General features: G+C 46.6%; 11 protein-coding genes. 4 read left to right on the top strand and 7 right to left on the bottom strand.

Annotated features, from left to right (window positions below; genetic code table 11):
- Positions 1 to 19 precede the first annotated feature (19 nt).
- Positions 20 to 847, bottom strand: coding sequence for a prolipoprotein diacylglyceryl transferase (gene lgt, locus A37S_RS0117575; RefSeq protein ID WP_028298129.1), 828 nt, complete (start codon positions 845 to 847; stop codon positions 20 to 22).
- A gap of 145 nt (positions 848 to 992) precedes the next feature.
- On the opposite strand from lgt, the gene A37S_RS0117580 reads away from it, so the two are divergent.
- From A37S_RS0117580 to A37S_RS0117595, 4 genes are read left to right on the top strand one after another with little or no spacing between them, the layout of a single operon-like run.
- The gene (locus A37S_RS0117580; RefSeq protein ID WP_157278787.1) at positions 993 to 1,409 is read left to right on the top strand and encodes a hypothetical protein; all 417 of its coding nucleotides are present in this window, start codon (positions 993 to 995) and stop codon (positions 1,407 to 1,409) included.
- Between the two features lie 35 nt (positions 1,410 to 1,444).
- Positions 1,445 to 1,930 carry a hypothetical protein gene (locus tag A37S_RS0117585; RefSeq protein ID WP_036603014.1) on the top strand — a complete coding sequence of 162 codons (486 nt, stop codon included), beginning with the start codon at positions 1,445 to 1,447 and terminating at the stop codon, positions 1,928 to 1,930.
- A 59-nt stretch (positions 1,931 to 1,989) separates the two neighbouring features.
- Positions 1,990 to 4,026, top strand: a complete 2,037-nt coding sequence (locus A37S_RS0117590; protein ID WP_051293266.1) for a tetratricopeptide repeat-containing sensor histidine kinase — start codon at positions 1,990 to 1,992, stop codon at positions 4,024 to 4,026.
- Complete coding sequence (locus A37S_RS0117595) at positions 4,016 to 4,639, top strand: response regulator transcription factor (protein ID WP_036602998.1); 624 nt, start codon at positions 4,016 to 4,018, stop codon at positions 4,637 to 4,639. Before A37S_RS0117590 ends, A37S_RS0117595 begins: the two co-directional genes overlap by 11 nt.
- A 29-nt stretch (positions 4,640 to 4,668) precedes the next feature.
- Here the strand turns inward: A37S_RS0117595 and A37S_RS0117600 are convergent, their stop codons facing one another.
- Genes A37S_RS0117600 through A37S_RS0117625 form a run of 6 tightly spaced genes read right to left on the bottom strand, consistent with a single transcriptional unit; the run spans position 4,669 to position 14,227 of the window.
- Positions 4,669 to 5,007 carry a DUF2149 domain-containing protein gene (locus tag A37S_RS0117600; protein ID WP_028298134.1) on the bottom strand — a complete coding sequence of 113 codons (339 nt, stop codon included), beginning with the start codon at positions 5,005 to 5,007 and terminating at the stop codon, positions 4,669 to 4,671.
- Complete coding sequence (locus A37S_RS0117605; protein ID WP_211229816.1) at positions 5,000 to 5,575, bottom strand: MotA/TolQ/ExbB proton channel family protein; 576 nt, start codon at positions 5,573 to 5,575, stop codon at positions 5,000 to 5,002. The genes A37S_RS0117600 and A37S_RS0117605 overlap by 8 nt, the downstream gene beginning before the upstream one ends.
- A 22-nt stretch (positions 5,576 to 5,597) precedes the next feature.
- Entirely contained in the window at positions 5,598 to 6,290 is a 693-nt protein-coding gene (locus A37S_RS0117610; protein ID WP_028298136.1) for a hypothetical protein, read from the bottom strand.
- Complete coding sequence (locus tag A37S_RS26390; RefSeq protein ID WP_051293267.1) at positions 6,291 to 10,973, bottom strand: cobaltochelatase subunit CobN; 4,683 nt, start codon at positions 10,971 to 10,973, stop codon at positions 6,291 to 6,293.
- 52 nt (positions 10,974 to 11,025) lie between these two features.
- Complete coding sequence (locus A37S_RS0117620) at positions 11,026 to 12,081, bottom strand: HmuY family protein (protein ID WP_028298137.1); 1,056 nt, start codon at positions 12,079 to 12,081, stop codon at positions 11,026 to 11,028.
- A 13-nt stretch (positions 12,082 to 12,094) separates the two neighbouring features.
- Positions 12,095 to 14,227, bottom strand: coding sequence for a TonB-dependent receptor plug domain-containing protein (locus A37S_RS0117625; protein WP_028298138.1), 2,133 nt, complete (start codon positions 14,225 to 14,227; stop codon positions 12,095 to 12,097).
- Positions 14,228 to 14,310: the final 83 nt, after the last annotated feature.

A 14,310-nucleotide genomic window follows, 5' to 3' on the forward strand; every position in this document is an offset into this window, starting at 1 on the left:
AGGTTTCTTACTACCTGATTTATAGCTTATATCCCCTTTTAGACAAAACCAAATAAGCCCCCAATGCCATAAAGGGTATGCTCAATAATTGCCCCATATTGAGCAGCATTCCTTGTTCAAAGGCTTCTTGATCTTCCTTGACAAATTCCAGTAGAAAGCGAGTAGTAAACATGGTCAGGAGCATGAAGCCAAAGATGAATCCATTAGGGTATTTGCCCAATTGAGGCCTCAGGCGCCAATTGATAAACAGAAATATTGCCAAGTAGCACAGGCATTCATACAGTTGTGCAGGGTGTCTAGGAACCTTATCTATTCTGGTAAAGACAAATGCCCAAGGCAGTTCGGTCGGTTTGCCCAATATCTCCGAATTGAACAGGTTACCCAGCCTGATGCTGGCTGCTGCAACGGGGATGACTAGGGATAAAAGGTCGAATACATGAAGGAATTTGAATTTATATTTCCTACAGAAAAGGTAGGTGCCTATCACTATCCCCACTGCAGCACCGTGACTTGCTAGGCCCTGAAACCCCGTTAGCTTAAAATTATCCGTTCCCGGAAAACCCTTGAAAGGTAATATAATCTCTAAAGGATGCTCCAGGTAATATTGCGGTTCGTAGAACAGGCAATGGCCTAGCCGGGCACCAATGACCGTACCGAGCACCACATATAAGGTCAACTTGTCCAACAGCTCCAGAGGATACTTTTGGCGCTCGAAAACCTGTTTCATAATGAGGAAGCAAATGATGATACCCCCCGCAAAGAGCAATGAATAGTAACGGACGGAAAGAGAACCTAGGCTGAAAATCTCTGGAGATACTCCCCAATGTATAAAGGCACTGATCGACATAGTTAATGTTTTGTGGACAAAGGTACATTATTATCCACATCTAACCGCTCTCCAAAATACTGGTATTCGTGGATTGTTTGGCGCCGGCCATTGGTATAGTTTTGCTTCTGTAAGTTTAATGTGAAACAATTTCAAAACCATGCTTATGAAATACTATTGTTTTTTGCTCGTGTTGATAGGGATAGGATGGTCCTCCTGTTCCAAGAAGGAGGATGAGCCTACGCCCGAGCAGGATCCCCTGATAGGGATGTGGCATTTGAGAGCGGTGCAACGTGCGGACGGAACCTTTGATGTTACCAATCAAGACTGTTTTAAAGATACCTATTTCGATGTGAAGGAAAGTGAATTTACCTTGCATGCTTCCTTTCCCAATGAAGAGCAGGAAGGCAGTTGCCAGTCGCAAACACAAACAGCCAACTGGGTCAATGAAAATGGTGCTTATTATTTGGTCCAAAATGGACAGCGGCAGTCCGCAGGTATTACGTTGAACGACAACAACGAGACGCTGCAGGTGAACATTACCGCAGACGGCGTTCCTGTAGTGCTGATATTTAGGAGATAACATCTAATCACTCAAAAATAAAAATGATTTATATTATGAAAACAACATGGAATAACTGGGCCTTCAAGGCCATGATGTGTATTGCTGTACTATTTATAGGTATGTCATCTTCCAAGGCGCAAAGCTATCAGACAGGGGCGGGTCTGATGATTGATGTAGGTGAGGGGGTTACCTTGGTAGGCCCGCATGTAAAGCATTTCTTTGCGCCCAATCATGCCGGTGAAGGTGGAATCCTTTTTGGCAGTGGGCTCACAACCGTTAGCGCCATGTACCAATACAATCAGCCTATTGAAGGGGCAGAGGGACTGCAGTGGTACTTGGGGCTAGGAGCGAACGTCATCTTTGAGAAAGATGTAGACGATGTGGTATTTGGCATAGTGCCCGCAGCTGGTTTGGATTACAAGATTGGCACCGCACCTATCGATATTTTTGCGGATTGGCGCCCCAAGTTCTTGATGTACGATGGGGAAAGCGAGTTCTTGGCATCCCGCTTTTCGTTCGGACTGCGGTTTACTTTCTAGCCTAGCGAAGTTTTGGACAATTTTTGTTTTCAACGGTAAATCCGCACCTTTATAGGTCAATGAACACGCATTATGAAAAACAGCAATCGACTATCAAGGCAACATGGTTTGCCTTGATACTTTGTTTTTGCCATTTATTGACCGTGGCGCAGGAGCGGGGAGGAGGTTCGGCCTATGCCGACAGCCTACTCCGACTGGCCAAAGCGGCAGAAACGGATAGTGCCAAGATAGACCATTATCTGCAACTTAGCTACTACTGGTCGGAAAGGGATACGAGCAAGGCCTTTGCCTATCTCCATGAAGCCAAGCGATATATGCCAGAGGGGGATGGTTATTACCTAGGGTTATTGCATTTTTATATCGCAGGTATTTACTTCGATGAGGACGTGGAACGTGCCAAAAAGGAATATATGCTGGCGGACAAGCAATTGGAGCCGTATCATACACTGGAAGCTTATAGGTATCGCGCACGTCTGTGGAACAATTATGGGATTCTTTTTCAGGCAAAAGGCCAGGAAGATACTTATGTCAATATGTTGCTCGAAAAGGCCATTCCCTTGGCCAGACAATCTGGGGATAGTGTGCTGGTAGCCGAAAACTACCACAATGTGGGCATGGTATTGATGAACATCACCAATTACAAAGAGGCTGATGAATATTACAAAAAGGCGCTCCACACCTTGTCTTCTTCACCAGGGGCTCACGAGGAAAAATTTTTTGCCTATGTGAATGCTGCAAAAAATGCCATTTACATGCGGCGCTTCCCTATGGCAAGGCATTACCTGGATAGTGCCGAGGTACAATGTGCTATTATTCCGCATTCTGTTTCCGTACCGATGTACTATCGTACCGAAGGGAATTATTTCAGGCATCAAAAGCAGCCTCAGCAGGCATTGTCCTATTTTGAAAAGGGAATAAAGGCAGCGGAGGACTTGGGGAACGATTTTGCAGTATCCGATATTCTGTTCGAAAAGTATGCGCTATACAGGGATCTGGGAGATTATCGTACGGCAAAAAACGTTCTTTTACAGTCTAGTAAGTACTTCCATGGTCAAAGTAATGTAAGTAACCGTCGGCTTGCTTTTAAGGAGCTGGCAGAGACCGATGCCAAACTAGGCAATTACCGAGAGGCCTTTGAGTGGCTAGGCAAATATTCTTCATTGTCCGATAGTGTCTATGAGGCCGATATGGCTATAAATATTTTGGAACTGGAGAAAAAATATAAAGCCATAGAGAAGGAAAACGAAATCCTTTTATTGAAGGACAAGAATCAGGAGCAGCAACTGGCATTGGGCAAAAACAGGTTTTGGATTACCGTGCTGATTGCCGGTCTCCTGATTACGGTACTGCTGTTTTTTATTGGTTGGAGTTTATATAAAGGAAAGCAAAAGACCATAGAGCAAAATCAGCGCCTGCACAGGCAAGAACTAAAAAATATGCAACAGCAAGAGCAAATTAAACTGTACAATGCCGTGCTTCAGGGGCAAGAGCAGGAACGAAATCGCATAGCTAGGGACCTGCACGATGGACTAGGGGGCATGCTGGCCGGTGTCAAGCTCAAGCTCTCTTCCATTGCATCGAAAGAGTTTGGTAAAGTAAAACAACCTGATATGGAAATATATAAGATCATCAATCAGTTGGATCATTCCGTAGACGAATTGAGGAGGATAGCGCGCAACATGATGCCTGAATCATTGTTGTACATGGGGCTGGAACCCGCCCTGCGTGATTTATGCAAATCGCTGAATTCGGAGAAGACGGGCGTGAAATTTCAGGCATTCGATTTGAGGAACAGCTATAGCCAAGTCTTGCTCATTACGGTTTACCGCATAGTGCAGGAGTTGCTCACCAATGCCGTCAAGCATGCCAGGGCAAACAATATTGTGGTCCAATGCAGTGAAAATGAAGACCATCTCTATATTACCGTCGAAGATGATGGTGTGGGCTTTGACAAGGAAAAGGCACAACGAGGAAAGGGCATAGGCTTGTCCAATATAGAGAACCGTGTGTCCATATTGGAGGGCACCGTGGAAATTGACTCCAAGTTAGGAGAAGGTTCTACTTTTAACATCGATATTCCGCTCTATGGAAAATAAAATATCCGTCATTATCATTGACGACCATCCGATCGTATTGCAGGGGTTTTCCTTCATGCTTCAGGATATAGCCCACATAGACTTGTTGGGCGCATTCACGTCTGCCGCCGAGGGAATAGATTTCCTGAACGAGCAGGAAGTAGATGTAGCCTTGCTGGATATCAATATGCCCGACATGAACGGCATTGATGCCTGCGAAGCAATCGTCAAAATTCGGCCCACGTGCAAAGTGATTGCCATCAGCAACAACAATGAACAAAGTATCATCCAGCGTATGCTGCAAAGCGGTGCATCGGGCTATATCCTGAAAAATGCTTCTACGGAGGAGCTGATTTCCTGCATGGAAACGGCCTTGATCGGCGAGATTGCCCTTAGCGGTAGTATAAAGGAAATTATGAAAAGCGCTACAAACGGTTCTTTGCCCGTTTTGACGCGCCGAGAGAAAGAAGTACTAGGCTTGCTCGTAAAAGGCCTTACTACGCAAGAGATTGCGGATAAGATGTTTGTAAGTCCCCTTACCATTGAAAGCCATCGTAGGAACCTACTGCAAAAGTTCAAGGTAAGCAATTCGGTTTCCTTGGTGCACAAAGCCACCGAGCTGAAATATATCTGATATAAGGCGCTCAAGGGAGCGAGCTTAACTTAATCAGGAACATAGATAATCTCTCCTCCCTCCAGTTCGTACGCTGTCCCAATGCGCTTGCCCTTGCTCGCGCTAGATTCCGTGCTCTCGGAAGAAGCTTTATACTGGCTTACCTTTCCGTCCTTTTTCTGAATGATTTCCATATTGGATTTGCCCGGATTTTTCACCATGGTAAAGTCTTCTTGGCTGAACATTTCCGTCATTTTATATCGGCTCACCAAGGCAACCATAAGTGCCACGGCAAAGACGATGGACACGTCAAATAGATTGGCCACGGCGTGAAGTGGGTTTACATCTTCACCGTCATGTTTTCTCAACGAGCTTTTTCTTTTACGCATTTTCTTCTTCTATTAAATCGTTTACAAATTCAATGGTATTGAGGTCCTCGGCATACCAACGTTGTTTCAACTGGAGGCTGATAAAACCTATGGAGCCAATGACTAAGCCCAACACCGTGGTATTAAAGGCGATCTGCATTTGTTGGCTCATGGTGGCAATATCACCAGCTGCAAGTCCTGCTAAGGCAGGCCCCATGGGGATAAGCGTGCCCATAAGACCCAATATGGGACCCATTTTGGAAAGCGTTCGGCTCTTGTCGAGATCTTTCTCGCACCACAATTCAAAATCGGCAATCAGCTTTTCGCGCCTTGTTGACGATTCCTTGTCTTCCATGAGGCTACTGAGGGTTTTACCAGTGGTCGTGTTCTGGAATTTTGTGGCCAAGGTCGTGAGGTCTGTCCAGTTATTTTTGTTCAGCGTCTTCAAGGGACTATCTAATGCCTTGTTCAATTTCAACCGCATAGTATACAATCCATACATATTACCTATCAACATCAAGGCCCTGACAAGGAAAAATAGAACGGCTACCATCACGGGAATTAACAAGCCTGAAGATAACCAATACATGGTTTTATCGATATACTGCATTTTATTTTTTGTTTTTTTTAATAATGGTAATTAAATAGCCAGTTAAGGCAAGTGTAAACGCTATTAGTAAGAACGAAAGCAAGGGCATAAAGGGCAAAGGATGCGCCACTTGTACCAAACTATCGGGCGGATTGCCCAGGGCTGTCATGACGATGGCCAGAACCAGCATGGACAGGTCGATGAAAAGGGAACTCTCCAATAGTAGCTGCTGGTGATTTAACAAGTAGTGCACGAGCAGCCCGCACGCGGTGAGTGCCGCCATGCATACGATGGCAAAGCCCAAGGCGGCGGTTTCAAAGTCGAGCCCCGTATCCAGCATATAAAATCGATGCTGAAAATAATAGATTGCTAGGTAGAGACTTGGTCCGGGCAATTGTCCCACCGTAAACAAGAGCTTATTGCGCTTCTTGGTGTTCTGTGGGGCCAAAAAAAATTTTACGCGTGCAAAGTGCAGGCTCAAGAAGCAAATCGCCTCGACTATCACCAGTAGCACAATATTGTTCAGCATGCTCTTGTCGGCCCATAATGTACGCGTATAAGCACTGCTTTGCTCGATGATCCAATAGTGGGAAATATAGCTGAATAAACCTGCCGACAATATAATCATGATGGCTACCTGCTTTTTTACAAAGCAGAGCCTTAAGCCAGCATTGACAAAAGCTAGGGAAAGCAGTATGGTGATGACTTCTTCCATTTAACTCTTTCCTTTTAAACTCGATCTACGTTTCATCAGCAAAAAGAGTAGGGCCAAAACAATCAATAGAGCCATTCCGTATTTCCACAGGGTGTTTACGGCGGTAGGGCTTCCGGCCTGATTGGCTTTCGTCCCTGCTTGTGCTTCTTCCTGTTTTTTCAGTACCGTGTTTTTTCCATTTCTTCCATTTCCGTTTTGTGCCGATAGAGCTTGCCTTACTTTTTGCTCATAGCCTACCCGTGCGTCTGGCGATATATTGGTCGCTATTGCCTTTCGTATTTCGCTATTGCCACATACAAACTCGCTGCACCCTGCATCGTGTTTAGCGACCAGTTCAGCGTGCAAGCGCGCCGTTGCGGCAAGTTGTTGCTTGTTGGCTTTCCAAATCCCCTTTCGGCTTGCTTCCATCAGTACACCCGTAATTTCTTGCAGCGCATAGGGGTTTTCCCGCTCGAAGAATGTTTGGGTGTTCAGGTTCAATTTATCGTTTACATAGATTTCGTGCACTTCATCCCACAATTGCTGATCTATTGCATCTTCTTTCATGACTCCCCAGCCAAACATGTTGCGAAATGTTTCGGCAAATGTTTCGGCAGAAGATGCGCCCCCCTTGGTCATGTCCCTGATGTATTTTGGATTTAATATGGTGCTTTGCGCTTCCACCCAAATGGCTTCTTTGCTATCCTGTATACGAGCATTGGAGGTATTTCTATAATCGTTGAAATAGCTATCGGGCTGTTTGCCCGTTACCTTTGTCACGGCCAGATTCAGCCCTCCCATAAACTCATATACGTGGTCCAGGCTGAGCGGGCCCCAGGTGTTGTTGTCGCGCGGCTGTACGATGACTTCTGTTTGTTGCAATGCCACCTCAAACAAGCCTTCTTTGAACTCGGCCCAATGTGTCGTATCGCCGTAGGCTGCTCCCATGTTGTTGATATAGGTTTCGGCAATTTCATTGCGTTCTTTCCACTTATCTCCAGCTTCCACCATTCCCATGATATTGGTGCCGTAATTGCCATCTACTCCGCCAAAAACGCGTAATCCCGAAAGTTCACGGGCTTCTTTGGGTGAAAAGCCTTTTTCCTTGAGCAGTTTTTCGCTGAGTGCGCGGCCATTGGCCACGAAATTGTCAAAGCGTTTACCATTTGGTGCATTAGCAGCTAGCGCAACGGCCTTGTTGATCAAAGAAATACGGCTTGCGCCCAAATCCCTGAACTGACCAGAGGTTTGCACTACGACATCGATACGTGGTCTTCCCAGTTGCTCCTCGGGAATTAACTGCAGTGACTGTACTCTTCCCAGGGGGTCGCGTACGGGCTCTACGCCCAGCAGGTAGAATATTTCGGAGAGCATGGCGCCTTCTGTTTTGATGAAATCGCCGGCCCAAAGGGTAAAGCTGACTTTTTTGGGATAGGTATGATGTTGCTTCAAATGGCTGTCTATCAGCTGCTGTCCGAGTTGCTTTCCCACCGTCCAAGCTTCGGCAGATGGTGTCTTTTCAGCGTCGATACCTACCATGTTCTTACCTGTTGGCAGGGCTTCTGGCGAAAGAATGGGGTCGCCGCCAATCGATACGGAAGTGAAGCCACCGCCCAATGCATTTATAATCGCCCCGAGCTCGCTATCGGTACTTTGCTTTAGGGACGATTTGTAATTTTGGATGTTGTCTACGGCAGTGGCTAAACGGCCTACAGCCTCCGCAAATCGCTTTTCCTGATCTTGCAGTGAGGCAATTTGCCCGTTTATGTCCGACAGCGCCTGCTGTATGGCGGCCTGTGGCGGTAGGTTGGGGTATATGCTCCTGTTTTCTTCGAAGAGATGCAAATCACTGGCTATGGTGTTTAGTTCGTTCAATGACAGCTCCTTCCACTGGCTGTTGCCAATGGCTTTTAAGGAATACTGTTTCTGCGGCGAACTGGCCTCGGCCCTGATTTTCTTGTTCAGCATTTCCTTTTCCTCTTTTGCCTGTTCTTCGAGTTTCGGGTCGCGAAGTAGCGCGAATACTTTTTGCCTGACCTCTTCTTTTTGCATATACCTGATGAGCTTATTCACATCCGGGTCTTGAGCAATGTCTATGGCCTCTTTCATTTTTGGGATCGCCTTGGCAATGGTCTTGGCCCTATTTAGCGTTTCCGGATCCAGTAAGCTGGTGGCTTCCTTCATGCGTTTGTCGCTTTGTAGGCTGTTCAAAAAGGCTACCTTATGGGCAAATGGTTTGACCTTGACCACCAGTTCGGTCAGTGCTGTTTCGTCTATTTTTGCTTCCGCCTTTGCGGGCCTGCCGGTTTTCTTGGCACCACCCATGGCAATGAAGCCCCTGATGATAGCCATATCGTCCGGTTGTGCATTTTGCTGTTTCCAGGTTTCTGCCCTAGTTCTGTCTTGGTCACTGACTACTTTTGGCGTCTTTCCAGACAGTGCTTCGCTGATGATGGACTGCGCCCTGCTGCGATACTTTTGGGTAAACAGCACTTGGTTGTCCGTGATCGTTGCTTTTTCCGTTCCTTTAAGTATTGCTATTTGTGCAAGGCTGTAGGCAATGGGATCGATGGCCATTTGCCTCACTGTGGAGATCACTTCTTCATCGGTATATCCTTTGCCGATGGTATAGAGGCCAGAAATAATCTTTTCGTTGTCCAGCTCTTCCACCAATCTGGCTAACCTGCCCAGCTGATCATCGTTAAGGTGTTGCTTTTCAGTAGCTTTGAGCATGGGGTACAGTCCCAGTTGCTTGGCTTTTATCGAGATGCTTTTTCCATATTCCTCTTTCAAGGGACCGTTGTCGAGACCAACCCATTTGTGCAGGTTATCCTCAAGCAAGGCCAGTTCGTCATGGGTGCCCCCCTGTTTGAAAGAGGGTGTCAGGTGCGAGACCAGCGTGGTATACATACGTCGCTTGGCGATGATGGCCTCGCCAATATTGCCCATGGTATAGACATAGATATTGGGGCTTGTGCCGATGAGGGCGTCACTCCAGTCATTACCGCTAAGCCCCACCTGTTTCCCCGGTGTAAACTCGAGACTGCCATGTGTACCAAAGTGGATGATGGCATCGGCCTGAAAGGCATGTCTTGTCCACAGGTATGAAGCGACATAGGGGTAGGGTGGGGCCACGTTGGCACCATGAATGAGCTTAAAGCTGTCTTCCCCGATGCCTGGAAGCGGCTGCGGCAGCAACACTACATTTCCAAACTGGATGCGGGCTACGGAAATATAGTCTTTACCATCCTTTGCAGAAGCCAAATAGGCACCGGGAAAAGCGCCATATTTTGACTTTAGGGCCTCGTGCTGCTCTTTGCTCAAGTCCTTTGCCCATTGGATGAAATCTTTTTCCGATACCTGTGCAGGATTGGCCTCTTGTATGAATTTGTCGATGTTGCCCTCGGCATAGGGGTTTAGTACATTGCCGTTTTTATGTATCTGTCGTTCCAGTTCCTTTGCGCTGGACGGTAGATTGTCTACCGTATATCCAGCTGATTTCAATTGCCTGAGCACATTGAACAGGGAAGGGGCGACCTCAAGGTCTGCCGCGTTCAAACTGTTCATACCTGGACCCTTGAAATAGTAGATAGCTATCTTTTTGTCCTTGTTGGACTTTTGCCTTAAGTTAAGGTACCCTTGGGCCAAACCGCAAAAATTAGATAGCCTCTCCGGTATTGCCTTAAAAATATCAAAGCCGTTCTTGTCCTTGAATTGCGCCGTTACGACATAGGGAGCAATGACACCGTCCAGCTCGGGCAAGGCAATGTTCATGGTGAGCAGACTGCCATTATATCCCTGTGGATCTTCTATCCATTTATCGTAATTTTGAAAAATACTCAGTGCCGAAAGCACAGGGATATTCTTTCGTTTCAGCCACGCGGCTAATGCTTCCGTGTCTTGCGTCACCATACGGCCATGCGGCATGAGCACTATCAGATCGGGATCTATTTCCTCGAGCCATTGTAACCTTCGTGTAGTGCTGGCAATGGGATAGATATTCCAGTTTCTGTCTTGCAAGGCAGTAATCATGGAGTCAATATGCTCCCTATTGGAGTTGAAAGGGCCAGGAACCCCAGTAAGCAAGGCTATTTTGGGACGGTCCATCTTGTGAAAGCCCTTTTGGCGTGCATATTGCGAAAAGGCGTCCAGTGTCTCAAATACGCGATCACCTTCGAGGTAAAAAAGTACGTCTTTGGGGATTTCTATGGGTTTGTCTGCTTTCTCCGTAAACCAAGTTTTGCCATCCAGCTTACTCCTTGTATACGCTAATAGATTACGGTAATTGCCAGTTCCTCCATGTTTGAAGTAGGCTTCCACATTGTCTAGGTCTTCCCCCTTGAGGTTGGTGACATCAAAGTTTGGATTATTGGCAGACTCGACAAAAATGGGCAGGTCTGTAAAAGAAGCATGTTGCAATAGTTCGAACTGAGCAGGGCTAAGCTCTAGACCCCTTCCAAACACAAAGACAGCATCGTATTGGCGAAGTTCCGCGATTTTTTCTATTGGCAGGTCTACGATCGTCACCATATTGCCCGGTGCCGACTGTTTTATCCGAGCTAGTTGGAAAGAAGAATAGTTGACAAAGGCTATGCGCGTGCGGCTAATATGTTTCTGATAATAGCGATATCCGGCAAACAAGACGGCCGCACTTATCAGCGCAACGACTATCCAGAGAAAATGCTTTTTTATAAATGGTAACATGCCTGTTTTTGTTTAGTTTTTGACGTCAAATCCCCTAAAGACCGATGTGCTACTATTGAAGTTGCTCGTACTCAAATGAAGGATAGCCCACTTCGCCCGTGGTGAGGTTTTTAAAAGCGGTCATCTTTAGCTTAAAATAGTTTCCATCCGTATCTTTGACGATATACGTTTTCCAGTCGTACACTTTGTATATCCCGCTGGCGTGGGGTTGCAGGATTTGATGCCAGTCGCGTCCAATTGACATGGCATCGTTGCTGAAGCTATAGCTGCCTATTTGTGATAGGACGATGGTGCTGAAGTTACTATTACTGCTTTCGAAGGTGTTGATGGGGGCAGCAGGATCGTCACTTGCGGTAAGCGTAGCTCCTGGGTTATCCACGGCCACTTCTACGTCGCTATAGCGATTGCTCACCACTGATGGACTGATCACATAGCTGTTAGGTCCTCCTCCTCTTACGGTGACACAGGTGAAGGCAATGTCCCATTGCTTTTTGTCGGGTTCAAACTCGACGATTCCCTCATCGAAAGAAAAGAAAGTGAAGTTTTTGTCGGTATTTGTTGTTATTTCATCTGTCTTTTCGTTTGATCCGTCTAGATCCGCGTGGCGGATGGTGTATTTGCCATTGGCATAGCCAAGTAGTTGGAATTTCTTATAACCTATGGGTGTGGCCGAGCTGGGGGGATTGTTGCCACGGTACAGCACATAGACGAGATTTTTACTAGTTCCGTTATCTTGCCATGCGCCGACTGCGGTTTTGCTGAGGTCGCCACTCGGATCGTCATAGGCAATAGCGGAGGTAGGAACGGTGGTGACGGCACTGAAATCGGTGCTTGTAGTTGCATATACCCCGCCTTTTCTGGCAATGTTTGAGCGAACGGCCGTGCCGCCTTGACTCTCAAATGCTAAGTCCCAAGTGCTCACGGGCACACTACTTTCCTTTTCCGTACTCAGTTTGAAGAATACGGTGTTCTGGTAGCTGGCGCCCATGGCAATCACCTTGCTGCCCTTTATGACGGGCGGAATGTAATCGTCGTTGTCATCTTTACAAGCCTGCAATCCCAATAGGGTAAAAGAGACTATCAACAGGAAATTGGATTTTTTCTTCATTTTTTTATCGTTTTTATTTTTTTGTGAATGAATAAGCTAGTCTGATAAATGCGGAGCGTCCCCAGCTCATGGGAATGCTTGTTCTGGTACCTGCACGCGGCGCTAAGCTGTCCTTGCCGTCGCCCGTTTGTACTACATCGGTCACGTTCAATATATTCTTTACGCCTGCGGTTAACGATAGCGCATCTAGCAGGAACGAGTGGCTGAAGCTGGCGTCCAAAAAGTGGTAGTCGTGCAAGGTCTTATCTACCAAAATGCCGTCAGCGAGGCCAAACTGAGCCAAGTCGCCATTGTACTTGTAATAGATATTGGCATTGGTTTTCAGTGCCTGCAGCCAATAAGAAGCCGTTGCGGTGGCTTCCCAGCTGTTGAAATAGTTGTTCAACGAGTTGCTGCCGCTTCTTTGCAAAAGGCCGCCGCCAATGTTTACGTTTAGGTTATTCAGGTGCCGATAGCCGATATTCAGGTTAATGCCCCTCGTCTTAAAGTGGGGTATGTTGGCATAGGTACGAACAACATTGATTTGCTGATACTCGGGGGGCAAGGTAGCCCTATCTTGTTCCACCAATTCTATTTTGTCATCAATGTCGTTTATATAGGCGTAAGGTGAGATGGACAGGACACCTTCCGTGTTTACCTGTATCTTGTAATCTGCCGAAACAATGAAATTGTCCGCAAGCTCTGGGGTCAGCGCTGTATTTCCGATGATATAGTGATTGGCATTTCTGAAATCATAGTAGAGCTCGCGCAGGGAAGGAGCCCTGAAGCCTTTTGCGTAAGATGCCCGGATAACGAGTTTTTGCAGGGGTTCATATTTGAGGTTGAGCGAAGAGATCAACGGCAGTTGGCTACCTAGGAAATTAATGGCCTTGGTGTCGTACTTGTTGTTCCATGCATAGCGAAGGGCTGGCTGTATCTCCAGATTTTTCAGCATCTTTACTTGTACACTTCCATAGAGACCGAAGTCGTTGATGTGCCCAGCGTCGAGAGCTATTCGATCTCCACTTACGGCGTTCAGATTGAGCTCGTAGCCTAGCTGATAGGCCAATCGTTGCTCCTGGTTGCTTTTGCTGTAGCTTGCCCTAGATACGTAAGACCTGAACAAGGTGTTGGCATTTTCAATGAAGTTGCGCGAATTGTTTTCCACGTTGGTGACATAGGTTCTACTATCTCGATTGAAATATTGATAGCTGTTCAGTATGTCGATATAGGCGTGGTTGGCGAGTTGGCCGTTGGCATACAACACGGTATTGTGACGTTTACTGACGTAGTCATAGTCGCTGGCGGTAAGGAATTGCGTGCCTGCATCCGGTGCGCCAATGCTGTGGTTGTCTTCATGGAAATGGTTGTGGCTGAGGCCTACCTTCATTTTTCCGAACGATCGATCCAAGCGAATATTGCCAAAATATTGCTCCTTGGGGTTCCAGTTGAACGAACGGTTGTCATAGGGGGTTCCAGACCGGTTGGCCGGCGTGGAATAACCCTCAAATTGGTTGAAACCACCGTTGATACGGAGATTGAACTGCCCAATGGACGCGCCCGCAAATGCATCTATATTATACTGGCCGACCGTTTCGCCCAGCGTATTTATACCCGCACCGTATTTGCCTTGAGGCAATTGCTTACTCACCATATTGATGGTTCCTGCAAGTGCATTTGTTCCATATTGCACACTGAGCGGCCCTTGTACGATTTCTATCCTATCAATATTGTTCAGGTTAAATTGGCTGAGATCCAGGTCGTCGCCGGCACCTCCCACCATGGGTACGCCATCTAGCAGTATTTTTACGTTCTGTCCGCTGATGCCTTGAAGCAGAATGGTGCTCCCCATCACATTATCATTTACAATGCGTGCATTCAACTCTTGGTTGAGCACATCTGGCAAACTGACGGCACCTCTCCGCTGGATAGTGGTATTGTTGATCAGCTTGATGTTGTATAGGCTGCTATCAACCGTGGTGGGCATATATTGCCCTACAATCACCACTTCGTCCAGTTGACCTTTGTCGATTTGAGCAGACTTTGAGCTTGACTTGCTTTTTAAACTGTCTCTTGTTGTTTGCGCATAGCAGTATAGGGGTAAACTCAAGACGATATACCAAACAAGCAAGATATAATAAGGCAATATGGTGCCTTTAATCTTCATAATAGTAAAATGCCATGGAAAACAGTAGCGTTAAACGCTACGGTTATTCATCCGTAAAAAATGATTCTGTATTACATTGAAGC

Origin of the sequence: Olivibacter sitiensis DSM 17696, from assembly GCF_000427965.1 — a bacterium.
Classification (GTDB): Bacteria; Bacteroidota; Bacteroidia; order Sphingobacteriales; family Sphingobacteriaceae; genus Olivibacter; species Olivibacter sitiensis.

Coding starts and splice junctions, on each gene's coding strand:
- A37S_RS26390 (WP_051293267.1), bottom strand. CDS start 10,973: ATGTTACCATTTATAAAAAAGCATTTTCTCTGGATAGTCGTTGCGCTG.
- lgt (WP_028298129.1), bottom strand. CDS start 847: ATGTCGATCAGTGCCTTTATACATTGGGGAGTATCTCCAGAGATTTTC.
- A37S_RS0117590 (WP_051293266.1), top strand. CDS start 1,990: ATGAACACGCATTATGAAAAACAGCAATCGACTATCAAGGCAACATGG.
- A37S_RS0117605 (WP_211229816.1), bottom strand. CDS start 5,575: ATGTATTGGTTATCTTCAGGCTTGTTAATTCCCGTGATGGTAGCCGTT.
- A37S_RS0117600 (WP_028298134.1), bottom strand. CDS start 5,007: ATGCGTAAAAGAAAAAGCTCGTTGAGAAAACATGACGGTGAAGATGTA.
- A37S_RS0117610 (WP_028298136.1), bottom strand. CDS start 6,290: ATGGAAGAAGTCATCACCATACTGCTTTCCCTAGCTTTTGTCAATGCT.
- A37S_RS0117580 (WP_157278787.1), top strand. CDS start 993: ATGAAATACTATTGTTTTTTGCTCGTGTTGATAGGGATAGGATGGTCC.
- A37S_RS0117625 (WP_028298138.1), bottom strand. CDS start 14,227: ATGAAGATTAAAGGCACCATATTGCCTTATTATATCTTGCTTGTTTGG.
- A37S_RS0117595 (WP_036602998.1), top strand. CDS start 4,016: ATGGAAAATAAAATATCCGTCATTATCATTGACGACCATCCGATCGTA.
- A37S_RS0117620 (WP_028298137.1), bottom strand. CDS start 12,081: ATGAAGAAAAAATCCAATTTCCTGTTGATAGTCTCTTTTACCCTATTG.
- A37S_RS0117585 (WP_036603014.1), top strand. CDS start 1,445: ATGAAAACAACATGGAATAACTGGGCCTTCAAGGCCATGATGTGTATT.